General features: G+C 62.8%; 23 protein-coding genes and 1 pseudogene. 8 read left to right on the forward strand and 16 right to left on the reverse strand.

All coding sequences use genetic code 11. The features are described 5' to 3' along the window. Nucleotides 1-2: 2 nt before the first annotated feature. The 4 genes from AC1Q80_RS27160 to AC1Q80_RS27175 are packed head-to-tail and all read right to left on the reverse strand — an operon-like array spanning nt 3 to nt 2,780. Nucleotides 3-512, reverse strand: a complete 510-nt coding sequence (locus tag AC1Q80_RS27160) for a protein-tyrosine phosphatase family protein (protein WP_210264587.1) — start codon at nt 510-512, stop codon at nt 3-5. After that, nucleotides 509-1,081, reverse strand: coding sequence for a GntR family transcriptional regulator (locus AC1Q80_RS27165; RefSeq protein WP_492362444.1), 573 nt, complete (start codon nt 1,079-1,081; stop codon nt 509-511). The genes AC1Q80_RS27160 and AC1Q80_RS27165 overlap by 4 nt, the downstream gene beginning before the upstream one ends. A gap of 44 nt (nt 1,082-1,125) precedes the next feature. Then, nucleotides 1,126-1,707: a protein-tyrosine phosphatase family protein gene (locus AC1Q80_RS27170; protein WP_492362445.1), complete on the reverse strand. Its 582-nt coding sequence runs from the start codon at nt 1,705-1,707 to the stop codon at nt 1,126-1,128. A 29-nt stretch (nt 1,708-1,736) separates the two neighbouring features. Next, the gene (locus AC1Q80_RS27175) at nt 1,737-2,780 is read right to left on the reverse strand and encodes a transporter substrate-binding domain-containing protein (protein WP_492362446.1); all 1,044 of its coding nucleotides are present in this window, start codon (nt 2,778-2,780) and stop codon (nt 1,737-1,739) included. A gap of 106 nt (nt 2,781-2,886) precedes the next feature. On the opposite strand from AC1Q80_RS27175, the pseudogene AC1Q80_RS27180 reads away from it, so the two are divergent. The 3 genes and pseudogenes from AC1Q80_RS27180 (at nt 2,887) to AC1Q80_RS27190 (ending at nt 6,106) form a co-directional block, all read left to right on the forward strand. Then, nucleotides 2,887-3,091 (forward strand): annotated as a pseudogene (locus AC1Q80_RS27180) (type II toxin-antitoxin system prevent-host-death family antitoxin). 586 nt (nt 3,092-3,677) lie between these two features. Next, nucleotides 3,678-4,607 (forward strand): DUF535 family protein, encoded by a 930-nt coding sequence (locus tag AC1Q80_RS27185; RefSeq protein WP_492362486.1) that lies wholly within the window; start codon nt 3,678-3,680, stop codon nt 4,605-4,607. A 509-nt stretch (nt 4,608-5,116) separates the two neighbouring features. Further along, nucleotides 5,117-6,106, forward strand: coding sequence for a sodium-dependent bicarbonate transport family permease (locus AC1Q80_RS27190; RefSeq protein WP_492362447.1), 990 nt, complete (start codon nt 5,117-5,119; stop codon nt 6,104-6,106). Nucleotides 6,107-6,159: 53 nt separating this feature from the next. Here the strand turns inward: AC1Q80_RS27190 and AC1Q80_RS27195 are convergent, their stop codons facing one another. From AC1Q80_RS27195 to AC1Q80_RS27245, 11 genes are all read right to left on the reverse strand, one after another. Further along, nucleotides 6,160-7,071 carry a hydrogen peroxide-inducible genes activator gene (locus AC1Q80_RS27195; protein WP_173422376.1) on the reverse strand — a complete coding sequence of 304 codons (912 nt, stop codon included), beginning with the start codon at nt 7,069-7,071 and terminating at the stop codon, nt 6,160-6,162. 47 nt (nt 7,072-7,118) lie between these two features. Then, on the reverse strand, nt 7,119-7,466 hold the full coding sequence (locus tag AC1Q80_RS27200) for a hypothetical protein (protein WP_492362448.1): 348 nt from the start codon (nt 7,464-7,466) through the stop codon (nt 7,119-7,121). 9 nt (nt 7,467-7,475) lie between these two features. After that, entirely contained in the window at nt 7,476-7,952 is a 477-nt protein-coding gene (locus AC1Q80_RS27205) for a YdeI/OmpD-associated family protein (RefSeq protein ID WP_492362449.1), read from the reverse strand. Between the two features lie 475 nt (nt 7,953-8,427). After that, nucleotides 8,428-9,363: a carbohydrate kinase family protein gene (locus AC1Q80_RS27210; RefSeq protein ID WP_173422373.1), complete on the reverse strand. Its 936-nt coding sequence runs from the start codon at nt 9,361-9,363 to the stop codon at nt 8,428-8,430. Continuing rightward, on the reverse strand, nt 9,360-9,869 hold the full coding sequence (locus AC1Q80_RS27215) for an ureidoglycolate lyase (protein WP_209792604.1): 510 nt from the start codon (nt 9,867-9,869) through the stop codon (nt 9,360-9,362). Before AC1Q80_RS27215 ends, AC1Q80_RS27210 begins: the two co-directional genes overlap by 4 nt. Next, nucleotides 9,866-10,606, reverse strand: coding sequence for a BtpA/SgcQ family protein (locus AC1Q80_RS27220; protein ID WP_492362450.1), 741 nt, complete (start codon nt 10,604-10,606; stop codon nt 9,866-9,868). The genes AC1Q80_RS27215 and AC1Q80_RS27220 overlap by 4 nt, the downstream gene beginning before the upstream one ends. 26 nt (nt 10,607-10,632) lie before the next feature. After that, nucleotides 10,633-11,415, reverse strand: a complete 783-nt coding sequence (locus tag AC1Q80_RS27225) for a GntR family transcriptional regulator (RefSeq protein WP_173422370.1) — start codon at nt 11,413-11,415, stop codon at nt 10,633-10,635. A 19-nt stretch (nt 11,416-11,434) separates the two neighbouring features. Then, nucleotides 11,435-12,295: an ABC transporter substrate-binding protein gene (locus AC1Q80_RS27230; protein ID WP_173422369.1), complete on the reverse strand. Its 861-nt coding sequence runs from the start codon at nt 12,293-12,295 to the stop codon at nt 11,435-11,437. 30 nt (nt 12,296-12,325) lie between these two features. Then, on the reverse strand, nt 12,326-13,090 hold the full coding sequence (locus AC1Q80_RS27235; protein WP_492362451.1) for an amino acid ABC transporter ATP-binding protein: 765 nt from the start codon (nt 13,088-13,090) through the stop codon (nt 12,326-12,328). Next, complete coding sequence (locus tag AC1Q80_RS27240; protein WP_173422367.1) at nt 13,087-14,013, reverse strand: amino acid ABC transporter permease; 927 nt, start codon at nt 14,011-14,013, stop codon at nt 13,087-13,089. Before AC1Q80_RS27240 ends, AC1Q80_RS27235 begins: the two co-directional genes overlap by 4 nt. Nucleotides 14,014-14,142: 129 nt before the next feature. Continuing rightward, nucleotides 14,143-15,075: a LysR family transcriptional regulator gene (locus AC1Q80_RS27245; protein WP_492362452.1), complete on the reverse strand. Its 933-nt coding sequence runs from the start codon at nt 15,073-15,075 to the stop codon at nt 14,143-14,145. A gap of 93 nt (nt 15,076-15,168) precedes the next feature. Here AC1Q80_RS27245 and speB point away from each other — a divergent pair, with 93 nt between their 5' ends. From speB to betA, 5 genes are all read left to right on the forward strand, one after another. Further along, nucleotides 15,169-16,146, forward strand: coding sequence for an agmatinase (speB, locus tag AC1Q80_RS27250; protein ID WP_173422365.1), 978 nt, complete (start codon nt 15,169-15,171; stop codon nt 16,144-16,146). A 56-nt stretch (nt 16,147-16,202) separates the two neighbouring features. Beyond that, nucleotides 16,203-17,711, forward strand: a complete 1,509-nt coding sequence (locus AC1Q80_RS27255) for an aldehyde dehydrogenase family protein (protein ID WP_492362453.1) — start codon at nt 16,203-16,205, stop codon at nt 17,709-17,711. A 131-nt stretch (nt 17,712-17,842) separates the two neighbouring features. Continuing rightward, entirely contained in the window at nt 17,843-18,010 is a 168-nt protein-coding gene (locus AC1Q80_RS27260; protein WP_209792587.1) for a hypothetical protein, read from the forward strand. A 1-nt stretch (nt 18,011) separates the two neighbouring features. Then, complete coding sequence (locus AC1Q80_RS27265) at nt 18,012-19,475, forward strand: cytosine permease (RefSeq protein ID WP_492362454.1); 1,464 nt, start codon at nt 18,012-18,014, stop codon at nt 19,473-19,475. 16 nt (nt 19,476-19,491) lie between these two features. Further along, entirely contained in the window at nt 19,492-21,177 is a 1,686-nt protein-coding gene (gene betA / locus AC1Q80_RS27270) for a choline dehydrogenase (RefSeq protein ID WP_492362455.1), read from the forward strand. A 159-nt stretch (nt 21,178-21,336) separates the two neighbouring features. On the opposite strand, the gene pdxR is transcribed toward betA, so the two are convergent. Beyond that, entirely contained in the window at nt 21,337-22,806 is a 1,470-nt protein-coding gene (gene pdxR / locus AC1Q80_RS27275) for a MocR-like pyridoxine biosynthesis transcription factor PdxR (RefSeq protein WP_492362456.1), read from the reverse strand. Between the last annotated feature and the right edge of the window lie 6 nt (nt 22,807-22,812).

Below are 22,812 nucleotides of genomic sequence, written 5' to 3' on the forward strand. Positions count from 1 at the left end.
GCTCAGGAGTTGGTTTCGGCAGGTAGGGCGAAACGGGTAACCAGTGCCTTCTGCGCTTCGGTCTCCGGCCCGGAGCCGCAGCTGGCGACAAGTGCGGTGGCCTCCGCGGTATCGAGGCCGAGTGCGCGAAGGATGCAGATGGCGAAGGTGCCGGTGCGGCCGATGCCGGCCGCGCAATGCACGAAGACCCGGCCGCCGGCGGCAAGCGCCCGCGCCGTGTCGCCGGCGATGGCGAAGAGCCCGGCCTCGTCCGCGGGGACGCCGAAATCGGTGATCGGGAAGCGGGCGACGGGAATGTCGATCTCCCCGGCGAGGGCGGCGGCATAGCCGGGCGCCTTCTCCTCGATTTCTGCGAGCGGCGTGAGGCTGACGATACGGGTGATTTTTTGCGCGTGCAGATCGGCGAGGTCGTCGTCAAACGGGCGCAGCCGGCCGGGCATCGGGCCGAGCCAGAGCGTGCCGGCAGTGCCGGATGGCAGCCGGAGAGGGCGAAGGAACGCTGCTTCGGTCATGCGGTTTCCGCTGCGAGCTCGGCGAAAAGGGCGGCCGGCGTCTGCGCGGTCGCAACCGCTGCGACGGTTGTGCGCAACGCCGAAAAGGCGGCTTGGATATCCGCATGCGCAACCTGGATGCGCCAGCGGATTACCCGCCAATGCAAGGCGGCGTGTGCCTCGGCGGCGATCGGATCTAGTACCAGGCCGGAGACGAGATCGAGGAATAGGGCACGGATGGTGAAGTAGCTCTCGAGGGGAGCATCACCGGGATTGGCGGCAAGTTCGGCAATCGTGGCGAGCTGGATGCGGGAAGGCATCGCAAAGGCCGGCGCGCAGCAGCGCGTGCAAAGCCGCAGCATGTCCGACAGCATGGAGAAATGCAGGTCGCGTTTGGCGGGATCAAGCGCGCTAACCATCGTGCCGACGCCCGAGCGGGTTTCCAGGAGATGCTCGAAAGAGAGCCGCTGCAGAACCTGGCGGATCGGCGTGCGGCTGACGCCGAATTCCTGCGCCAGCTTGCCCTCGTGCAGCATCATCGGCGTGTCGGGATGGGTCATACAGATGCGGAAGCGCAGCTCCTGCAGCATTTCCTCCGAACGGGGTGGACCGGATCTCGATGTTTGCGGCAAGCTCACGCTTTCCCCTCTCCATTGCTTTGGTGCGCCAGCGCGCGATTGTTATTCCGGATATGCAGCCAGTTTTCCTGAGGCAGGCTTTCGACCGATTCCGCAAAGCCCTGGCGCACCGTCGACAGGGCCTTCTCGACCGAAAGGCCCTGTCCATTGAGAATATGAGCGGCGACCATGCCGCTGCGCCCTGCGCCGTAGCTGCAGCAGAGCGCAACGGCCCAGTCCTGCGCAAGCAGCGCCGAAACCTGTCCTTCCAGCCGTTGCCAGGCCCGCATCCACGCCGCGCCGGGCGCGGAAAAATCGTCGATCGGCAGGGCGGTAAAGGCCATGCCCGTCTGCTTCACGCGTTCACGCAGCTGGAGGCGGAAGCCGGGCGGGCAGTCGCTGTCGCGCGCCAGGAAGAGGAAAAGAGCGCTCCCGCAGGCGACGAGCGCCTGGAGTGTCTCGTCGATGCCGTCTGGATCGATCCAGATCTCGCCGCGATGATCGATCGTGACGCCCGGCGCGCCGAGGGTCACGAGGCGTCCGCCGCCGGGGCAGTCGACGATGGCGCGGATGAATATGGGATCGTCGATATCCGCCACGCCGCCGTTCCTCGTTCTTGCCGCTCGCTTCACCGTATCGGATAGGCGTACATCAAGCCACCTTTGCTGGCCGATGCGTTCTGGCTGCCTTCGCGCTTCAGCTTGAAGGGCGTCTCCGGACCGAGATGGCGGTCGAAAACTTCTCCGTAGGAGCCGACCTGCTTGATCACCTGGTAGGCCCAGTCGGCGGGCAGTTTCATCTTGGCGGCCATGTCCGCGGTCGCGCCATCCTTGGCGAAGAGACGCTGCACCGCCTTCGGCTGCTTGTCGAGATCGGCGATGGCGGCATCGACATTGGTCGAGTTGATGCCGAGCTCGTCGGCGTTCAACATGATCTGGAATGCCCAACGCATGGCCTTTTCCAGTGTTTCGTCCGGCTGGACCACCAGCGTCAGCGGCTCGGCGGAGATGATTTCGGGCAGGAGCTCGTAGTCGTCGGGATTCTTGGCAAGGCGGCGGTCGGCGGCGAGTGCCGTCATGTCGGAGGCGTAGGCGTCGCACTTGCCGGCGAAGAAGGCCTGCAGGCGCGCCGTCTTGTCAGCAATGTTCTCGACCTTGTACTCGAAGCCATGGGCGGCGAACCAGTCGGCGATGTTGAGCAGCGTCGTCGAGCCGTCCTCGGCGCAGATCGTCGCACCCTTCAATTCCGTGGCGGATTTCAAGCCCAGCGCCTTCGGTACCATGAAGCCTTGGCCGTCATAGAATGTGGTCGCGACGAAAGCGAGGCCAGGATCGGCCGAGCGTGTCCCAGTTTCCGTGACCGAGCGAGAGGCCATGTGCGCTTGCCGGGAGACCAGGCTCTTCAGCGAGTCGGAAAATCCGATGCCGCGAATATCCGCCTTGCTCGCATCACCGAGGATGGCAGCGGCCGCCATGCGGCAAAAGTCGGCATTGAAGCCTTGGAAGACACCGGAGCTGTCAGGCACGGAAAAGCCCGGCGCACTGGGGCTGACCAGGCAGACGAGCTTGCCGCTCGAGACCACCTCATCGAAAACCGGACCAGCCTGAGCATGGGACGTAAGGGCAAGGCCGGCGGCGCAGGCGAGCGCTGCCGCGAGATAAGACCGAAGCATGATGTTTCCCCTCCTTAGTCAGGCATAGACAGCTATACCTGTATACAGCTATACCGTAGAAGTGGTTTTCCCTGCTGTCAACGGGGTAATAACCTGGAACGAATTTGTGGAACGGCAGCTGCGGGACGCCCAGAACCGATCCTCGAAGGAAGTGCAGATGGCGCCATGAAGGGCCACAGATTGTGACGCTGCGCAGCGAGCGGACGGCCGTCGCAAGGTCCGCTCATGACTATGACGCTTTGCGCGCCGGCCGGCCAACGCTGGTCGATGATCCGCTTTGCGGTCGCGCTTGGGACGATCTGCATCAGTGATGCGGTGAATGTAGAGCCAGCAGATCCTGGTCGAATTCGTCGTCGGCATGCAGATGTTGAAGGCATCGGCGATCGAGCCTGTCGTCGCCCCGCAGTCACCGGCTGGCGACCGTGCGCGCCTGCAACCGCATCATCGGCATGTAGGAGGGCACGTCGTCGAAGTCGGCAATCATGATCAGTTGCAGGCGCAAGGATGGTTTCCATGCCCATCCGTGGCGGCTGCAGAGCGGTCGGCCTTTCTTAAAAAACGGCTTGCCTGCAAATTTCGGGGGGGGAGCGGTTTCGGAAGCGGCAGGAACGCGACAATTGCTCGGCAACCCCAGGAAATGATCCCGATCAAAATGGCATGCTCTACCGGCGGGCCGCATGAGGCTCCGAATGCCTCTGTGTGCAGCTTAACGCCCTCAATCCTTTGTCAATTCTCCACGCTATGCCGACACGTCCTTGACCGTTCTGCCTACAACCTCAGCGCATCCGTTCTTGTAAGGATCATCATGTGCTCAACCGTGAGCGAGGCCAGAACAGTGCATTGGGGAAGACCTCAGAGACGACGCGTTTCCTTGGTCCGATCCATCCGCGCACCACAGTGTCGTTGGGATGGTCATGCTTTGGCCGTTTAGGCCCATCCACTCCCAGAGAGAAGCGTCGTCTGTGGTTGGGCATTCTCCGATCGCCAGTGAGTACGCTACGCTGGCTTGAAAAGCTCCATGTGATCACCGAGCAATCTCTCGTCGAGACTATACCGTTCGATTTGGCAGCCAAGCCTGCACGCAGATTTGCGCTAAACCGGCTCCGACCTGCGCAACGTTCGCGACTGCTTGCCTCTCACTACGACGTCCTCCTCGACACGCTCGGACCCGAAGATGTCCGAGAGTTGCTGACGGACGATGGGCTTATCCTTTCGGCACCCGTCGGGCGAACCGGTGCTCGATATGAGCTCAGGCTGGAGCGGAGTTCCAGGTGGCTTGCCAAAGAAGGTGAGTTGAGTTGTCGATTGCTTACGGTGGACGGCGGAATCACCGTTGCCACGCTCAGCTTCACTATCGGAACGATTGTGGAGGCAGGCCCAGTCTTCCTTTGGGTGGGAGGACTGCAAGGCTGCCCCAAGAAGTACGGCAAACCGTTTACAATTCAAGTGACGCGCGATCTTTTCGGACTAAGACCAAAAGACCTTTTGATCCATGCACTATACCAACTGAAAGTATCTTTCGCTGCCAAGAGCATCATGGCGGTTTCTAACGTCGGTCACGTCAGTTTTGACGTCCGGAGCGGAAGAAGATGGATGGCGGATTACGACCAATTCTGGCTCGAGCTTGGTGGTGTTGCGCGTGACCGTTACACTTTCGAATTGCCTTCATCTCGCAGCAGACGATCTATCGAGGAGGTCGCCCCATCGAAGCGTTCGGCTTGGCGGCTACGTCAGGCTCTAATCGATGAGGTGCGCAGTGACATTAGCAATTGCACTTCAAGTCGGCTGAGCAGTGTAAAAAGATCGCTCAGCGGTAGCGAAAGCTAGCCGTCGCTGTGTTTAAGCATGGCACGTTGGCCCCTCTGGCGGGCGTAATACGATTGCCTGTGTCCGGCGGGCCTTCAATGTCCAGGGCCGGTCGATGAAGAAGATCACAGACAACCGACTGTCTGATACGCCCCAACTTTCGTCGACCGCTTCGCTCAGCTTTAAGCAGCCGTGGGCCGATCGAATGCACCGTGCCTACTGAAATCGAGGATTGCCGCAATCTGTCTTTGGCCGGGTCAAGGCGCGCGTCGAACGACTGGCACTCGTGCAGCCGGGACGAACGTCGCCATCGTCAAGCCTTCACCAATAGCTGCAATCTATTGCGGTTATAGCGACTATGAATTTGCCCTATGCCTGACGGCGTGGCAATTGCTCGGACCGAAGGGGCGGAAACGAACGCGTCCTACGGAAGTAAACGACTGCAAGGAGCCGTACCTTCGCAGGTTTGGAGCGGCACGATTGGGATCGTGCCGCTTCTTTTTTTGAGAACCCCAATCTGACGGCATCACATGAATCTGTATCTATCCATCGTCGAGCAGAACCTTCTCTCGGCACCCGTACTGTTCTTTTGTCTTGGTTTCGGTGTCTCGCTTCTGGGCGCGTCGATCGCTTTGCCAAGCGGCGTTTCAAAGATGATCGCGATCTACCTGATGCTGGCGATCGGTTTCAAAGGAGGGGCCGCGGTCAGCATGGGTGTACTGTCGAGCGAGGTGCTTCTGTGCCTGTTCGTCGGAGTGGTTCTGTCGGGGGCGACGCCGTTTGCCGCTTTTCGCTTTCTCGGATGCGTTTCGCCCCTGCCGGCAACCGAGCGCGCGGCGATCGCCGCGCACTACGGGTCGATTTCGATCGTCACCTTCACGGCGGCGACCGATGCCTTGATCCGATTGGGCCTCGAATTCAGCGCCACGATGGCTGCGGTGGCTGCCGCCATGGAAGCGCCCGCCATCATCAGTGCCGTCTATCTCTTGCGAAAGGCCGGATCGGAAATCCGCTCCGACGGTCAATTGGCCAAACAGTCCGTCATACGAGAAGTCTTCTTCAATGTGACGATCGTTGTCCTGGTCGGCGCCTTTGCGATTGGCGCGGTGACAGGCAAGAATGGCCTCTCGGACGTCTCCGGGTTCCTGGTGGATCCATTCAGGGGTGTTCTTTGCCTCTTCCTCTTCGACCTGGGGGCTGTGGCAGGGCAGGGACTGCGCACCGGTTGGCGCTCCCTCAGTTGGCCGCTGATGTTGTTTGCAGCCTGGATGCCGGCGCTGTCTGCTGCTCTCGCGTTCCTGTCGGCATTGGCTTTTGGTCTGTCGCATGGCAACGCGGCATTGTTGATGACCCTTGCGGCCAGCGCTTCCTATATCGCGGCACCCGCCGCGATGCGCATCGCAGCGCCAGATGCGAGGCCCGAGATCTACCTGACCATGGCACTCGGCGTTACGTTCCCGCTCAATTTGCTGGTTGGAGTGCCACTTTATATCTCGATAGCCAGTATTCTTGCCCTCTAAGGCGCTGCAGCCGGGAGGCCTGATGGACACGCCAGGCGCAGGTCGCGCACCAATCAGGCAATGCCCTTCTCGCGGGCGACGGCATCCGCTTCGCGCGCGAGGATCTCATAGTGGCGCTGTCGCCCGCTGTTCTCGCGCCAATAAAAGCCAACCTCGCGACGGGCCGCCCAGTCCTCGATCTCAATCAGCCTGACATCGTCGTCCTTGCGAAATTCGGCACGCGCATAAAGCTCCGGAAACAGCGAGCAGCCCATGCCGATGGAGACCATCTGCCGGATGGAATCGAGACTTGTACCTTCGTAGTCATCGATGACGCGGGCATCGGCAGCCGCCGCAAGATGGCGCACATTCTCAAGCAGCCGGTGACCACTTCCAAGCGCCAGAAGCGTCTCTCCCCGCAGCGCTCTTGTCTTGACGGTCGTCTGTGATGCCAGCCGGTGCTCGGCAGGCACGCCGAGAAAGATCTTCTCGTCTCCTATGCGCCGGAACCTCAGGCCCGAACGTTCCGGGGCCGGCCCCAGGCCGCAATCGACCGTACCTTCGGCGACCGCCGCTTCGATCCATGCCGGCCGATCCTCCCGGATATAGATCTTCAGGGCTGGGAACTTCCGATGAATCCCTGGCAGGAACCCTGGAAGAAAGTAGGGACCAAACGTCGGCGCCGTGGCCATTCGAACCAGGCCGCCAAGACTTTGAGTGTCCTTCAATGCACCTTCGACAAGATCATCGACCGTCGCGAGCGCCATGCGAGCGCTTCGCGCGACGTCCTGGCCCGCCGGGGTCGTAACCACGCTTGTCGAGGTGCGTTCGAACAGCGTTACCCCGAGGGATTTTTCAACGAGCCCAATCTGGACCGACAGGGTGGGCTGGGAAACGTGGCAGCGCTTGGCGGCTTTGCCGAAGTGCCGCAGCTCGTCGAGGGCCGCAATGTATTCTAGCTGGCGCAGGGTCGGTCGATAAGACATGCGCCATTGATAAACACTATCGCCGTGATTTCAACAATGAATTGGAGCTATCGAATAATCTCGTCCAGTGTCGCGAGGTCAAACAAGGGCTTTTGCAATGGATCAGTCTGAAATCTCTCCGCAACCGCAAGGCGATCGTCGAGGCGCGCATTGTCGAGGAGCAGGCGCGGCCAGCGCCGGATCGGTTTCGTCTGCACACGCTGAAGAAACTCAGGCTGCAGTTCCGAGAGCAGATCGCATTCCTCGAACGGACGAACCGGTTGCTTCCGATCTAGGGCGCTTGCGTCCGGACCAGGCTCGTTCGAAGCCAAAGGCGGAGCGGGCCCGAGGGGGAAGAGGTCGGTGCGCCTCGCACCGATCACAGTCACGATGGCCGCGATTGACCATGCGATCATCGCACGCGCTTATTTCAGATTGTCGACCAGTTTGAGAATGCGGCGTTCCCGGACTTCTGCGGTCTTGGCCTCGTTGATGGCGTTGACGTGCTTCTGCCGAAGCCCAAAAGGCAGGCGATCAAAAGCCATTCGGGCTTGCGGAGAGTTATCGAGCGCCTCGGCGAGCTCGGTGGGTTCTGCCACTTCCCTTGGTGCCTCGTCGAGCTCGATATCGATCTCGACGATATCGCCTTCGCTGATCCTTGCTGCGGCGCGATGGGCAGCGCTGATCCCTATCAGCCGCTGTCCCCGCATGGCCGCCACCCGCGTGCGCCAACTAAAGCCATTGATCGTCACAGTCACCGGCGGACGACCTTCGGGACCGAGAATTTTCATCACTGCGTCGGGGACCTCGACACCTGTCGCATTGCCGGAAGGGACTACCCTCGCCTGGAACGTTCCTGATCCCCTGCCTGCATTTTTGTTCTGCTCATCGCTGGATGACATCGTCCAAATCCAATTTCATTTCAGCTATCCATAGCAGACCAACCGAGGGCCGGTGGAAGTTTCCCGATATGGAAAATCGACATCGTGCGGCCTGGTGGCGCTAACATTCGTTCTTGGCGCTAAGCGGGGCTTTCTTCTCGCTGCTTAGCCGCCCTTGATCGTTTCGAGCCTGCTTGATTTAACAGGCGTGCTTTCAGCTGGCTGGACGTCGCTTGTATCGCACTTGCAGTCATCCAGGCCATGCGCCGCACGGGTTATGCGGCCGCCCTGTGGAACGCGCGCCCAAGTCTGTCGAGATCTGCAGATTACAGAGAATGGCATCCCGGGGGCGGTGGGCCGGGCTTCAGTGCGGAAAATGATGCAGCAGAAACCTCGTCGGATGACGCACATCGTCAAAGCTGCCGGAGCTGATCGAGCGTCCGCTCCCTTCGTCCGGCATGGTCGCAAAGACGCTCGGTGTGACGGTCCCGATCTGCTAGAGGGCGCGCTTTTCTTCACGCCATGCGCGGATTGCTTCCGCGCCGGCCTTGCCGCCGCGCGGACCATGGATCGTGACTGAGCGCGAGGCGGCGGCGATGGAAAAATCCAACGCTTCGGCGAAGGGCTGGCCCTGGGCCAGACACCAGGTCAATGCTCCGCCGAACGTATCCCCAGCGCCGGTCACGTCGACGACCTCGACCGGGTAGCCGGCTGCCTGCAGGCGCGTCTCGCCGTCGTGTGCCTCCGCACCTTCAGCGGCCAGAGTGCGCACCACCCAACCGATCTCGTGTTCCCGTATCCACTCAGCGATGCGCGAGAGGTCATCATGGCCGAAGGCGGCGCGGAAGCCGACCTGGTTGAAGATGACGACGGCTGCGCCCTTGAGATAGGGCAGGTCATCGGGCGTGCAGCCGCCGACATCGAGATCGAAGATTGCGCGGCGGTCGTGGCGCCTGAGATCGGCAACCAGATCGGCCTGCTTGAGGACGCCCCCGTCGATCTCGGCATGGAGCCGGCGCACGCGGTAAAGGGTGGTGTAGAGGAAGCCCGGCTGGCGCAGGGACACCAGCGTTGCCGGCGAGAGCCACATCGGCTGTTCTCCCATCTCCACTGTCAAAACCACGTGTTCACCATCGATGAGGAAGATGAGATTACGCGATTCTGCAACGGCCCGATCGATCAGCATATGATCGGTGGCGACGCCATTCTCCCCGAGGTCGGCGATCAGGCGACGCGACAGCGGGCTGTCGTTGAGCAGGGAAATGAACTGGGTGTCACCCCCGAGTGCCGCGTGCACGACGGCGGCGTTGGCAATGGAACCGCCGATTTCTGCCGGTAGTTCCCGTACCATGCCCTTGTCAGCCCGGCCGGGCCAGCGGTCGGCCGTGTAGTATTCGTCGAGAGCGACATCGCCGATGAAGAAGGCAGTCATGCGACCTCCCCTTGCATCACCTGCACCCGGCGCGATCCGCGCTCGACCGGCACCCATGGGCTCTCGCCCAGGCCGCAGACCGCCATCCAGTAATAGGGTGTCGGGCCGTGTGCACCCCGGCAGGCATCGTGCCAGACGCCCCGATGCATCACCACCGCCTTGCCCGGCGTGATGACGAATGCCTCGATGTCAGCGGAAACAGGGGCATTGGCTGCCGATGCCGGTGCCACCGCGAGAACGATCGCTTCGCCGGCGCAGAAGATCGCCTCTTCGGTCAGCAGATGTCGCTCCATAGCCGTGCAGGACCAGGGCGCTCCTGGCGCGCGCGTGAGGCCGAGGCGGGGCGAACCTTCTACCAGCGGGACACGGGTGAACCCATCACGCCATCCGTCACCTGTCGTCCAGATCACCTGCCGGTCCTGATCGTCCATGAGGTCATAGACCTTGCCGTAGCGGGCAAAGTTCTCGGCTGTCACCGGGCTTGCCCAAACGGTGTCGGTGCTCATGTTGCGCTCCGTGCGGTGCGCACAACGCGCATCAGCCGCGCGACATGGCCGGCCTCGACCCTGCCGGTATCCTTGTGATCGTGCTTGAACCAGCTTCCGACAACGGCGCCATCAGCATGCGCGAGCTGCTCGACCGCGTTCGCTTCGGTCAGGCCAGCGCCGATGAGCAGCGGCACGGTTCCGCCGGTTGCGGCGCGGAAGCGCGCGACCTTGTCCATGTCCGTCGGCTGGCCGGTGGCATCCGACGTCACCACAAGGCCGTCACAGCGCGCCGCGCCCAGGCGTACGTCGTCTTCCTCGGATCGCCCGGAGAGAACCGGTTGATACTTGAACCGTACGCCACCGAGCAGCAACGCCGGCACACCGGCCCGCCTTCCCGCAAGGTCGGCCGCAAACGAGGCATCGTTTTCCGGCGGCAGATGGCCGGCGACGGAATCCACTTGAATGAAGGAGACGGGGAAGCGTCTGGCAAGCGCAAAGGCGCGCGCATCGTCGCGCAGCACGTTGACGCCGATCCGTGCGCCGAGATCGAGGGTGCAAAGCCGTTCGAGCACGCGCTCGACATCGTCGGCATCGCCAAAGTAGTTTTCGACCACCAACCCGTCGACACCTTCGCCGGCCATGATGCGGGCCTCCTCTTCGGCCTGAGCGCATTTTGCGGCAGGTCCGTCGCCGGTCAGGTGCAGCATGCCGAGGATGGGTTTCGGGGTTGTGAAAGTCTCGCCAAAACGGCTCATGTCAGTTCTCCTGGGTCGCGCCGCTGTCATGCGGGCGCGGTATCGCGCCCCCAGCGCGTTGCGAATTTCATCTGGACGGCCGGCGAGTAGACGATCGACGTGCGTTCAACCAATTGGTCGTCGGCATCGAGCACGTCCCCGCTGGCGCAAAGATAGCCCGGCACGGAAGGCGCCGGGGCAAAGACCTCCCGAAGACGATCGGACGGCGGCACGACGGTGAGCAGCAGTTCCGAGCGAAGGGGATGGCGATCGTAATCGCGGCGCAGCACCTCATAGAGGGATTGCGCGCCGAAATCGTAGGCATCGATGCCGGGGTAGAGGGCAAGGTCGAGTTGCGACGTGTCGACGTTCAGCCAACTGATCGTCTCGCCGTTCGCCAGACCTCGGGCACGCACCAGGAGGAGTTCGCCGTTTTCCACCCGGTGCTCCAGAACCCGTGTCACCGGGCGCTGGCCCTGACGCCTGGCCAGTTCGGTGAAGCTTCCGAAGTTCCAGATGTTGTGGCTGATCGGCCGGTGCGAGACGATGGTGCCGCGACCGCGCACCTGCTGAACCAATCCTTCCGACACCAGCAGCGCCATTGCATTGCGGACCGTGGTCCTGGCAATGCCGAACTGGTCGCGCAGCTGGTTCTCCGAGGGGATGGCTTCCCCCTCGGAAAAGTCGCCGCTCAGAATGGCGGCACGCAAGGCCCGGTATAGCTGCCGATAGAGCTGCTCGCTCGAAAAGGAATCGAGGCGAAAGCGCGACAGCCGGTCATCCGGGCTTTCCGTGGTTGCGTTTGCGTCTGGCGTGGAAGGATGGGTCAAGGCAGGCTCCGGCAAGTGGTTACTTCGTGGCTCCGTTTATCTTGAACTCCTCGACACCAGCCTCTTTCAAGCCGTGGCGGTCGAGGATCTGTGCATAAGTGCCATCGGCCTTCAGCACGTTGAGCGTTGCATGCACCGCGTCGCGCAACTCGCCATTCGCCTTGGCGAAGGCGATGCCGTAGTGGTTGATTTCTCCGACGTCGCCGATTTGGTAGAACTTGCCCGGCTCCTGCTTGATCAGGTCGAGAAGTCCCTCGAGGCCGATCACCGAGGCTTGGGCACGGCCCTGGCGGATCTGCATGATGTGTTCGGCCTGGGTCGGGATCTGGATGACGGTGATCAGCTTGTCGGCCGGGCAGATCGACTTTCCAAGCTCCTCCGCCCACGTGACCCAGCTCGTGCCTGTCGCCACCGCGACGGTCTTGCCGCAGAGGTCGGCCTCGGTCTTGATCTCGCCCTGATGGTCAACGCTGGAGTAGAAGACGTTGCCGGTCTTGAAATAATCGATGAAGTCGAGCTGGGTCTGGCGCTCGACCTTGTCGGAAAAGGCGGTGATGATCATATCCGAGCGGCCGGTGACGACCTGCGGGATGAGCTGCGGGAACTCGACGTTCTGAAACTCTGCCGTCAGGCCAAGGCGCTCGGCGATCGCCTTGGCAAGATCGATGTCGAAGCCCTTGAGATCGGTCGAGCCGGCGTCGCTGTATTCCATCGGCGGATAGGCGAGGCTGATGGTGAAGTTCAGCTTGCCAGCCGAGCGAACCGCTTCGGGCAGGGCTGCCGCGAGCTTTTCGTCGGCGGCATGGGCGGCCACGCCAGATGCAAGACTGATGAATGTGGCAGAGGCGAGCCCCAGGACCATCGGCAGCAGTTGTTTCATTTCCGTTCTCCCTTTTTTGAACTTTGTTGATCAGGCCAGCACACGGCTGAGGAAACTGCGCACGCGCGGGTCGCCGGGGTCGCTCAGGACCTGCTGGGGCGCACCCATTTCGCGGATCTCGCCGTCGATCATCACCACGACGCGGTCGGCGACCTCGCGGGCAAAGCCGATCTCGTGCGTCACGACAATCATGGTCGTGCCGCCGCGTGCCAGATTGCGCATCACTTCCAGCACCTCGCCGACGAGTTCCGGGTCGAGGGCGCTGGTCGGCTCGTCGAACAGCATGACGCGCGGTTCCATCGCCAGGGCTCTGGCAATCGCGACGCGCTGCTTCTGGCCGCCGGAAAGTTGCGAAGGGTAAGCGGACGCCTTCGCTGCCATGCCGACCTGCTCGAGCAGGCCCATGGCGCGGGCTTCGGCCTCGTCACGGCTGAGACCGCGCACGACCATCGGTCCCTCGATGACGTTTCCGAGCACCGTTCGGTGTGCGAACAGATTGAAATGCTGGAACACCATGCCGAGCTGGCTCTGCTGGGCGCGCAATCGCTTGACCGGCAGCTCCTGAAGCGCACCGCGGCTAAGCTCGTAACCCATGATCGCACCATCGACCCAGACATAGCCGCCATTAGGCGTTTCCAGATGGTTGATGCAGCGCAGGAATGTGCTCTTGCCGCTACCTGATGGACCGAGAATGCAGAGCACTTCGCCATAGGCGACTTCCAGATCCAGGCCCTTCAGGACCTCGTGGCTGCCAAAACTCTTGCGGATACCCACCGCCTTGACTGCGAGGCTCATGCTTCCCCCCTTGCGGCCGGCCGCCGCGCCCAGGCCCAGAACCCGCGGCGATCGCTGGTTGCGGTGGCGGCATCGCGGCCGAAGTGACGTTCGAGATAATATTGGCCAATGGAAAGGACGGTGGTTCCGGCCAGGTACCAGACGGCGCAGACGAACAGGAGCTCGATCACCGCACCGTTGATGAAGTAGATGCGCTGCGCGGCGTTGAGCATTTCGCCCATGGCGATCGTGGCGGCCAGCGAGGAGAATTTCAGCATGCCGATGGCGCTGTTGCCGAGCACCGGCAGAATCAGGCGCACCGTCTGAGGCAGGATGATGCGTCGCATGGTCTGCCCCGGCGTCATGCCGAGCGTGTGGGCCGCTTCCTTCTGACCGCGGTCAACGGAACCGATGCCACCGCGCACCACCTCGGTGAGATAGGAGCCTTCATTGACGCCGAGCCCGAGAACGGCAGCCACGAACGGCGTGACAACGTCGACCATGCGCTCGTCGACGAGGCCCGGAATATAGAGGCGCGGAAAGACCAGCGCGATGTTGAACCAGATGAGCAGCTGCAGCAGCACCGGCGTGCCGCGGAAGATCCAGACATAGAGCCACGCGGCAAAGCGCAGGATCGGGTTTTCCGAAAGCCGCATGATACCGAAGGCGAAGCCAAGGGCGACACCGAGCGCCAGCGCACAGGCCGAAATCAGCAGCGTCCAGCCGAAGCCGGTGACGATCACGCCGGCAGTCAGGAATTGTCCGACCACCGTCCACTGGATTTGTCCGACGGCGAAGGCTCGGACGATGATGGCGAGCAGCAGAAGGACGATGCCGCCGCTGATCCAGCGACCGGGGTGGCGCAGGCGACGGACGGTCACATCCGGGCCGGGCAGGTCGATCAGCGGTAGGGCTGCGGGTGAATGGTGAGGCAAATGAGGCATGAAATCCACTTGTAGGGTTAGGCCTACAACTTACTATGGGCGGTTTCGCCCGGTGTCAAGCCGCTTTGTCAGCGCTTGCTCAAAGAAGGGTGCGACGCTCCAGGATCCGGAAACACGGGGCTCCGGACATCAGCGCGGCTTGCGCCTGCTTTCCGTGATGGTCCGCGCCAGCGTTTCGGCAGCACGCGAAGGCTTGTTGCGCGGATAGGCGATGTGGAAAATATCCTCGAAGGTCAGGCGCTCGGGAGCGAGCACCCGCAGGCGGCCGGTGCGAACCCATTCGTCAGCATAGTGATCGGGCAGGAAGCCGATATAGGCGCCGGACAGGAGGAGCAGCAGCGTGCCCTCCATGTGCGGCGTCGCGGCTGCCCAGTTGAAGTTCACGCCGCAGATCGTTTCGTTGAGCATGTAGGTACGGCCGGCGAAGGATTGGGATTCGAGTTCGCCGTCGGTCAGCTCCGCGTCCGGCCGGGCAAAGAGCGGATGGCCCACGGCGCAGTAGAGTTTCTGCACTTCGGAAAAGACCGCCTGGCTGCGGAAATGGGCGGTGACGTTGCCGACCGACGGCATCAGCACGATCTGATAGGAGCCGTTCAACAGGCCCTGGTTCAGCACCTGTGGCGCAGCAACGTCGATTTCCAGATGCACGCGCGGCGCCTTGGTGTGGAAGGCGGCAAGCGCGCCCTGGAGGTCTAAGTCGCGATTGGTGATCATCGCATCGACGGTGCCGAAGCTCAGGCTGCCTGTCAGCTCCCCTTGCGCCTCGCCGATGCGGCTTTGAAACTTTTCCAGCGAGCCGAACAGTTCGAGCGTGGCATCATAGACGAGCCGTCCTTCGTCGGTGAGTTCGAAGCCGCTGCGCCCACGACTGCAGAGGCGCAGGCCCAGCCGTTCCTCCAGATGGCGCATATGGGTGGAGATGGTCGCCTGCGTCATGCCAAGTGCCGATTGCGCGGCGGAAAAGCCGCCGTGCTGAACGACGGAGGCAAAGACGCGCAAAAGTCTGAGCTCGGCATCGCCAAGCGAGAGATTGAGGACGCGGTGCCGAACCTTGTTGATCATGCATTGATAAATGCACAAGTGAACATGTAATCATAGATACTTTTAAATGTTTCCGCCTTTGGCACACTCCCTCCCACCTTTGGAGGAGGGGACATGACCAGCAATTCCTATGAAACCGGACGTCTGAACCTGCCGTTTGTCGGCATCTGCACCTTCGGCAAATATCCCTACCAACCGGACTGGGACGCGATCGACGCCGACGTGGCGATCCTCGGCGCCCCCTTCGACTGCGGCACCCAGTGGCGCGCCGGCACCCGCTTCGGGCCGCGCTCGATCCGCGAGGCCTCCACCCTCTTCTCCTTCGGTCATGGCGGCGCCTATGACCACGAGGACGACGTCACCTATCTTCCGAGCGGCGAGGTCTCCATCGTCGATATCGGCGATGCCGACATCGTCCACACCGATACGATGAAGAGCCATGCCAACATCGAGTTCGGCGTGCGCAAGATCTTGGAGGCCGGCGCGTTGCCGGTGGTGCTGGGCGGTGACCATTCCATCAACATCCCCTGCGTCAACGCCTTTGCCGAGGACTGCGAAAAGAACGGTCCGATCCATATCGTGCAGATCGACGCCCATCTCGATTTCGTCGACGAGCGTCATGGCGTGCGCTACGGCCACGGCAACCCGATGCGGCGAGCGGCGGAAAAGCCCTATGTCAGTGGCCTGTCGCAGCTCGGCATCCGCAATGTCTCTTCCACCGCCAGGGAAGGCTACGAGGACGCCCGCAAGATGGGCTCCGACATTCTGTCGGTGCGCCAGATCCGGGCGCTGGGCACAGATGCGGTGGTCGAACGCGTGCCGGCCGGCGCCCGCTATTACGTCACCATCGACATCGACGGCTTCGATCCGTCGATCGCGCCGGGCACGGGAACCCCGTCCCATGGCGGCTTCATCTACTACGAGGTGCTGGAGATCCTGGCCGCGCTCGCCAAGCGCGGGACCATCGTCGGTATCGATCTGGTGGAGGTCGCCCCTGACTACGACCACACCGGTGGCACCTCCATTCTGGCCGCGCAGGTTCTCATGAACCTCATCGGCCGCGTCATGCAGGCAAGAGCTGAAAAACGCTGATCGAAGACCCGAGGAGGGCCGGTACGCCCAAAGGCTGCCGACGAGGAGGAAAAGACATGGACGAAAGCGTCCGCAACTATCTGGATCATTATGGCGTCAGCGATGCGACGCGGCGGTTTCTGGCCAAACCCCAGAAGATGTTTATCGGCGGCGCCTGGGTCGACAGCGGCAATGGCGCAACCTTCGACATTTTCGAACCGTCCACCGGCGGCATGATCACCCGTGCTCCTTCCGGCACCACCGATGATCTCGACCGGGCCGTCCGCGCCGCCCGTGCACAGTTCGACGGCGGCGCCTGGCGCCTCTTGAAGCCGCTCGAGCGCGAACGCCTGCTGCACCGCCTTGCCGACCTCATCGAGACTCATGCCGACGAACTGGCGGAGATCGAAGCCATCGACATGGGTAAATCCGTGACCTTTGCCCGGGAAATCGATATCCAGGGCACGGTCGATACGTTCCGCTACTTTGCCGGCTGGCCGACAAAGCTGCATGGCCGCACCGTCGAGCCGTCCATTCCCGGCAATTATCTCGCCTATACCCGCAAGCAGCCGCTCGGCGTCGTCGCCGCGATCGTGCCGTGGAACTTTCCGCTGCAGACCATGGCGTGGAAGCTTGCCGCTGCCCTTGCGGTCGGCTGCACCGTCATCGTCAAACCGGCGGAACTGACTTCGCTCTCCACCCTGCGCTTTGCCGAACTGGTGCAGGAGGCGGGCATTCCCGATGGCGTGGTCAACATCGTCACGGGCAAGGGCAGCGTCATCGGCGCGGCCATGTCGACCCATACGGGCATCGACAAGGTCACTTTCACCGGCTCGACCCCGGTCGGGCAGGAAGTTGGCCGCACGGCTGTCGGCAATCTCAAGCACGTTACGCTGGAACTCGGCGGCAAATCGCCGGTGCTTGTGCTCGACGATGCCGACCTGCAGAGTGCTGCGCTCGCGGTGGCGAACGGCGTATTCTTCAACTCGGGCCAGGTCTGCGATGCGGGCACCCGCGTCTATGTGCAGCGGTCGGTGCATGACGCGTTCCTCGATGAGCTGGTCGCCGTCACCCGCACGCTGAAGCTCGCGCCGGGTCTCGACCGCAATTGCTACATCGGTCCCATGGTGTCTGCACAGCAGAAGAAGGTCGTGTCCGACTATATCGAAGCCGGCCGTCGTGAAGGCGCCGAGCTGATCCATGGCGGGGGCAGTCCGGACCGGCCGGGCCATTTCGTCGAACCGGCAATCTTTGCCCATTGCAGGCCGGAGATGAGCATCGTGCGCGAGGAAATCTTCGGGCCGGTGCTGGTCACGAGCCCCTTCGAGACGCTGGATGAGGCGGTTTCGTTGGCGAACGACACGCCCTTCGGCCTTGCCGCCGCGATCTACTCGAACGATCTCGCGCGCGTGCACACGCTCATCCCGCGCCTGCATGCGGGCTCCGTCTACGTCAACGCGCACAGCACGATCGACCCGTCCATGCCCTTCGGCGGCTTCAAGGCCTCGGGCTTCGGCAAGGACCTGGGCCCCGAACAGCTCGACTACCTGATGGAGACAAAGGCGGTGTGGATCACGCTGCCGTAAGCGCCGGGGCGGCTTGCGAAAACATTTCGGGTCGCCGCCCATGGGCGGCCCGGTCACGAGACCGGCGGCTGATGGAGCCGCATGTGTTCGCGGAAAGACGCCAAAGGCGCGACGCGACAGGGGAACGAAACATGGAAAACGATGTCGCCTGGCAGAACGAACTGGGACGCCGCGCCCGCATCTATGAAGACATCGAGGCGGGGCGCCGCTTCGAAGGCACGATGAGCAAACTCGACTATGCCGGCATGACCGTGCTGACGCTCGTGCTGGTCCTCGGCTTCTGGTTCTGGGGGGCATGACATGACCGATCACGTTGCCACCGGTGGGCTTGCCGCCGCAGAAATACTAAGGGAGGAAGCCTCCACCAACCGTGCCGCCGCCGAACGCGGCGACGCACCGCTGCTACCGTCGGAACGGCTCTGGGGCTTCTGGGAGTTCACCTACGCCAATTCGGCACTCGCTATTGCCACCTGGGCCTTCCTGATCGGTGGCTCCGTCGGTCTTTTCGTCGGACCGAAGGAGGGCATTGCCGCCATCATCATCGGCAACATCGTCGGTGTCATGCTGACGGCGCTGGCCACCACGCCGCTTTCCGGCCGCTACGGCATCGAGCAGTTCGTCGCACTGCGCAGCCAGTTCGGTTATAACGGCAGCCGCGTCGTCTATGTGCTGGCTGTCGTGGTGCTCACCATGGGCTGGCTCGCGGTGCTGGCCATGATGTTCGGCCGCTCGATCGACGGGTTGACGGCGCTGAGCTCCGGCGAGGCCGCCAATCCCACCGGCATCAAGATGATCATCGCCGCCGTCGGCGCCATCCTCGTCACCTGGTTCATCGTCGCCAGGGGGCCGACCTCGATCAAGTTTTTCAACATGGTCGTCTCGCCGGCGCTGGTGATCCTGATGATCGTGATGCTCTACCTCATCCTTCAGCATCGTTCCTTCGCCGAACTGCTGGCGATGCCGGCGCTCTCGCCACCCTTCGAAGACAACACGCTCAACTTCATGATCGCCGTCGAGGTGAACCTTGCCGCCGGATTCTCGTGGTGGCCCTATATCGGCAATCTCGCCCGCTTGACGAAGAACGAGCGCACGGCGTTTTGGCCGAACATCCTCGGTATCTTCGGTGCCGCAGCGCTCGGCGAAATCGTTGGTCTTCTCGCAGCCGTTGCGCTGGGAGACAGTGATCCAACGATCTGGATGACCAAGATCGCAGGCCCGATCATCGGCATCATCGCTTTGCTTTTCGTCGCCTTCGCCAACATGACCTCGATGGCGAACATCCTCTACACGTCCATTGTCGGCCTTCGGCAGGTGGGAACCGCGTCTATCCGCGCGATCTCGTGGGGCATGATCCTCTTCCTGTTCTGTATCATCCCGCTCGGCCTCGTCGTCTTTTATCCGCAGATGTATGACGGCTTCTTCATTTTCCTCGTCTGGACCTCGGCCCTCAACTCTGCGCTCGCCGGCATCGGCATCGCCGACTACTTCTTCCTGCGCGGCCAGAAGCTCGACATGCGCAGCCTGCATGGACCGCAGGAGACGGGTCCCTATCGCTTCTGGGGCGGCTTCAATCCAATCGGCCTCTTTGCACTTGCCGTCGGTTTCGGCGTCTACGTGCTCGTGTTCAATCCACAGACGCTCGAAAGCCTGCCTGTCTTCAAATACCTCACCGCCTCCGTGCCTTCCTGCCTTGCGGCCGGCGCGGTGCACTATGTCCTGACCCGGCTTTTCGCCCGCGGGCGCGGCTGGGGCCTCTATCCGTAACATCGGGATATCAGCCATGAACGAGACCTACGACTTCATCATCATCGGCGCCGGATCGGCCGGCTGCGTGCTCGCCAATCGTCTTTCGGAAGATCCGGCCACGAAGGTTCTGGTTCTCGAATATGGCGGCAGCGACAAGTCGATCTTCATCCAGATGCCGACGGCGCTGTCCATTCCGATGAACGGCACGAAATACAACTGGAAATACATGACGCTGCCGGAGCCCGGTCTCGACGGTCGTCGGGTCCATTGCCCCCGCGGGAAAGTCATCGGCGGTTCCTCCTCGATCAACGGGCTCGTCTACATGCGCGGTCATGCCCGCGATTTCGACGAGTGGGAGGAGTTGGGCGCACGTGGCTGGCGCTATGCCAATTGCCTGCCCTATTTCCAGCGCGCCGAAAACTGGCAGGACGGGGGCGACGCCTATCGCGGCGCTTCCGGCCCGCTCGCCACGAACGCCGGCAACAGGATGAAGAACCCGCTCTACAAGGCCTTCGTCGATGCGGGCCACGAAGCGGGCTACATCACGACGCAGGATCCGAACGGCCATATGCAGGAAGGCTTCGGCCCCATGCACATGACGGTCAAGGACGGCGTGCGCTGGTCGACGGCCAATGCCTATCTGAAGCCGGCGATGAGCCGGCCGAACCTCACCGTCGTCACCCATGCCATGACGCGGCGCGTGCTGCTGGAAGGCAAACGCGCCATCGGCGTCGAGTACGAACTCGGCGGGCAGCGCCTCGTGGCGAAGGCGAGCCGGGAGGTGCTGATATCCTCCGGCCCGATCGGCTCGCCGCACCTGCTGCAACGCTCCGGAATCGGCCCGGCTGCGGTGCTGCAAAAGGCAGGCGTCGAGGTACTGCATGATCTGCCGGGCGTCGGCGAGAATCTGCAGGACCACTCCGAAGTCTACATCCAATATGCCTGCAAGGAGCCGATCACGCTCAACGGCAAGATGGGTCTCCTCAGCCGCGCCCTGATCGGCGCCGAGTGGCTGCTGTTCAAGAAAGGTCTGTCGGTCTCCAACCATTTCGAGAGCGGCGGCTTCATCCGTTCCGATGCATCGCTGCAATGGCCGGATATACAGTTCCACTTCCTGCCCGCCGCCATGCGCTACGACGGCAAGAAACCGCTCGACGGCCACGGGTTCATGGTGCTGACCGGACCGAACAAGCCGAAGAGCCGCGGTCATGTGCGGCTGCGCTCGCCGGAGGCGCACGAGCAGCCTGATATCCTCTTCAACTATCTTGACCGCGAGGAGGACCGCGAAGGTTTCCGCCGCTGCTTGCGACTGACGCGAGAGATCATCGCCCAGCCGGCCTTTGACCGTTTCCGCGGCGAAGAAATCGCCCCCGGCACGAATGTTCGCACGAATGACGAGATCGACGCCTGGGTGCGCGAGACCATGGAAAGCACCTACCACCCCTGTGGCTCCTGCCGCATGGGTGAGGACGAGATGGCCGTCGTCGACAGCGAACTACGGGTGCGCGGCATTGGCGGCCTGCGGGTCATCGACAGCTCCGTCTTCCCGGCAGAGCCCAACGCCAACCTCAACGCGCCGACGATCATGCTCGCCGAGCGTGGCTCGGACCTGGTGCGCGGCAAGCCGCTGCTCGCTGCCTCCAATGCGCAGGTCGGCATGGCGCCCGGCGTCGGCGTCACCCAACGCAGCGGCAAGCCGCTGCGTGCCGTCGGGCAGTGAGGCGACCGCGATGTTGCGCGGCATCGGTCATGTCGTTGCCCGTCGGGATCCGGATGATCCCGAGGAGCCGTGCAACTGGGCGCTTGTCATAGAGGCGCTTGTTCGCGGGATACTGACCCGCCTTACCGGCGGGCGCCCTTTGCCGTGACGTCGCCCGCGTCAAGGCCGGGACAGCGCCTCGGCGAAGCGGCCGAGATAGGACCGCATACGCTCCGCGGGCACGCCGGCATAGCCGAGGATGAGCGCGCCAGGCCTTCGGGTCGCAATGGCATAGTCGGAGAGCGGGTAGCATTGCAGGCCGGTCTCCAGCACATCGCGCTGGACGGCCCGGTCTTCGCGCCCGTTCGCAAGCCACGCCAGCGCGTTGAGACCGCTTTCGGAGCAGTCGATCTGGGCGAGCCCCGCAAGAGCGGTCTGTCCCGCCTCGATAAAGGCAGCGCGGCGCTCGCCATAAAGGCTGCGCATGCGTCGCAGGTGGCTGGCGAAATGCCCACCACCGATAAATTCGGCAAGCGCGAGCTGCGCTTCAACAGGCACGCTGCGATGGATCAGGCCCGAAAGATTGCGGAAGGTGCCGACAAGTGGCAGCGGCAGCACGAGATAGCCAATGCGGATGCCGGGATAGAGCGCCTTGCTGAAGCTGCCCGCATAGATCACCCTTCCGTGACTGTCGATGGAGCGTACCGAGGGGAGGGGCGCCCCGTCGTAGCGAAACTCGCTGTCATAGTCGTCCTCGATGATCCAGCTGTCGTTCGCCCGCGCCCATTCGAGAAGGGCAAGTCGACGCGGCAGGGAGAGCGTCACGCCGAGGGGATGATGACGCGACGGCATGACGAAGGCGAGCCGCGCATCCGGATGACGCGCCATGGCGCCCGCGACGTCCATGCCGTCCGCATCGACATCGGCAAGGCAGAGATTGAGGCCCAGCGTGCGGAACAGGTGAGAGGTGGTGACGGGGCCGGGGTCTTCGAACCAGACACCGTCACCCGGATCGGCCAGCGCCAGTGCGGCGAGCGTGAAGGCGGCATGTCCGCCTGGCGTAATGACGATCTGCTCGGGATCGCAGGGATCGCGCCGGTGCAAGGCGAGGTATTCTGCGATCCGCTGGCGCAGAACCAGCTCCCCCGCGACATCACCGTAGCCCATGCCCACCCGGCCGCCGCGGGCCGCGGCGTTCCAGCATTTGCGCCAGATGGCGAAAGGAAACTGGTCGAGCGCCGGCTGGTTGGGCAGGAAGGGTTTGGGTTGCACGCGGCCGATTTCCGCCGAAACCCCGCGCGACAAGGCGCCGATCCGCGACAGCCTGGGCGATGCATTGCCATCTGCCTGCGCCGACCGTGCCGGTTTCGGCCGAAGAGGAAGGGCAGCCGAAACAAAGGTGCCCGCTCCCTGCCTCGCCTCCAGATAGCCCTCCGCTTTCAGATTTTCCAGCACGCGTACGAGGGTCTGGCGCGACAGGCCCAGCTCTTCTGCAAGAATGCGGCTTGCCGGCAATCGCGTGCCGGCACGCAAGTGCCCCTGCAGGATCGCCATGCGCAATTGGTCCTGCACCTGTCGGAATTTTGGCAAGGCGATGCCCGCGTCCAGGCGAAGGAAGGGCAGGATAGGGCCCTCGAGCTGTTTGGCCAAGGCTTG

The organism is Ensifer sp. GW823-FHT05D09, from assembly GCF_058795755.1.

Coding starts and splice junctions, on each gene's coding strand:
- AC1Q80_RS27160 (WP_210264587.1), bottom strand. CDS start 512: ATGACCGAAGCAGCGTTCCTTCGCCCTCTCCGGCTGCCATCCGGCACT.
- AC1Q80_RS27165 (WP_492362444.1), bottom strand. CDS start 1,081: ATGCTGCAGGAGCTGCGCTTCCGCATCTGTATGACCCATCCCGACACG.
- AC1Q80_RS27175 (WP_492362446.1), bottom strand. CDS start 2,780: ATGCTTCGGTCTTATCTCGCGGCAGCGCTCGCCTGCGCCGCCGGCCTT.
- AC1Q80_RS27190 (WP_492362447.1), top strand. CDS start 5,117: ATGAATCTGTATCTATCCATCGTCGAGCAGAACCTTCTCTCGGCACCC.
- AC1Q80_RS27195 (WP_173422376.1), bottom strand. CDS start 7,071: ATGTCTTATCGACCGACCCTGCGCCAGCTAGAATACATTGCGGCCCTC.
- AC1Q80_RS27200 (WP_492362448.1), bottom strand. CDS start 7,466: ATGATCGCATGGTCAATCGCGGCCATCGTGACTGTGATCGGTGCGAGG.
- AC1Q80_RS27205 (WP_492362449.1), bottom strand. CDS start 7,952: ATGTCATCCAGCGATGAGCAGAACAAAAATGCAGGCAGGGGATCAGGA.
- AC1Q80_RS27210 (WP_173422373.1), bottom strand. CDS start 9,363: ATGACTGCCTTCTTCATCGGCGATGTCGCTCTCGACGAATACTACACG.
- AC1Q80_RS27215 (WP_209792604.1), bottom strand. CDS start 9,869: ATGAGCACCGACACCGTTTGGGCAAGCCCGGTGACAGCCGAGAACTTT.
- AC1Q80_RS27220 (WP_492362450.1), bottom strand. CDS start 10,606: ATGAGCCGTTTTGGCGAGACTTTCACAACCCCGAAACCCATCCTCGGC.
- AC1Q80_RS27230 (WP_173422369.1), bottom strand. CDS start 12,295: ATGAAACAACTGCTGCCGATGGTCCTGGGGCTCGCCTCTGCCACATTC.
- AC1Q80_RS27235 (WP_492362451.1), bottom strand. CDS start 13,090: ATGAGCCTCGCAGTCAAGGCGGTGGGTATCCGCAAGAGTTTTGGCAGC.
- AC1Q80_RS27240 (WP_173422367.1), bottom strand. CDS start 14,013: ATGCCTCATTTGCCTCACCATTCACCCGCAGCCCTACCGCTGATCGAC.
- AC1Q80_RS27245 (WP_492362452.1), bottom strand. CDS start 15,075: ATGATCAACAAGGTTCGGCACCGCGTCCTCAATCTCTCGCTTGGCGAT.
- speB (WP_173422365.1), top strand. CDS start 15,169: ATGACCAGCAATTCCTATGAAACCGGACGTCTGAACCTGCCGTTTGTC.
- AC1Q80_RS27255 (WP_492362453.1), top strand. CDS start 16,203: ATGGACGAAAGCGTCCGCAACTATCTGGATCATTATGGCGTCAGCGAT.
- AC1Q80_RS27260 (WP_209792587.1), top strand. CDS start 17,843: ATGGAAAACGATGTCGCCTGGCAGAACGAACTGGGACGCCGCGCCCGC.
- AC1Q80_RS27265 (WP_492362454.1), top strand. CDS start 18,012: ATGACCGATCACGTTGCCACCGGTGGGCTTGCCGCCGCAGAAATACTA.
- betA (WP_492362455.1), top strand. CDS start 19,492: ATGAACGAGACCTACGACTTCATCATCATCGGCGCCGGATCGGCCGGC.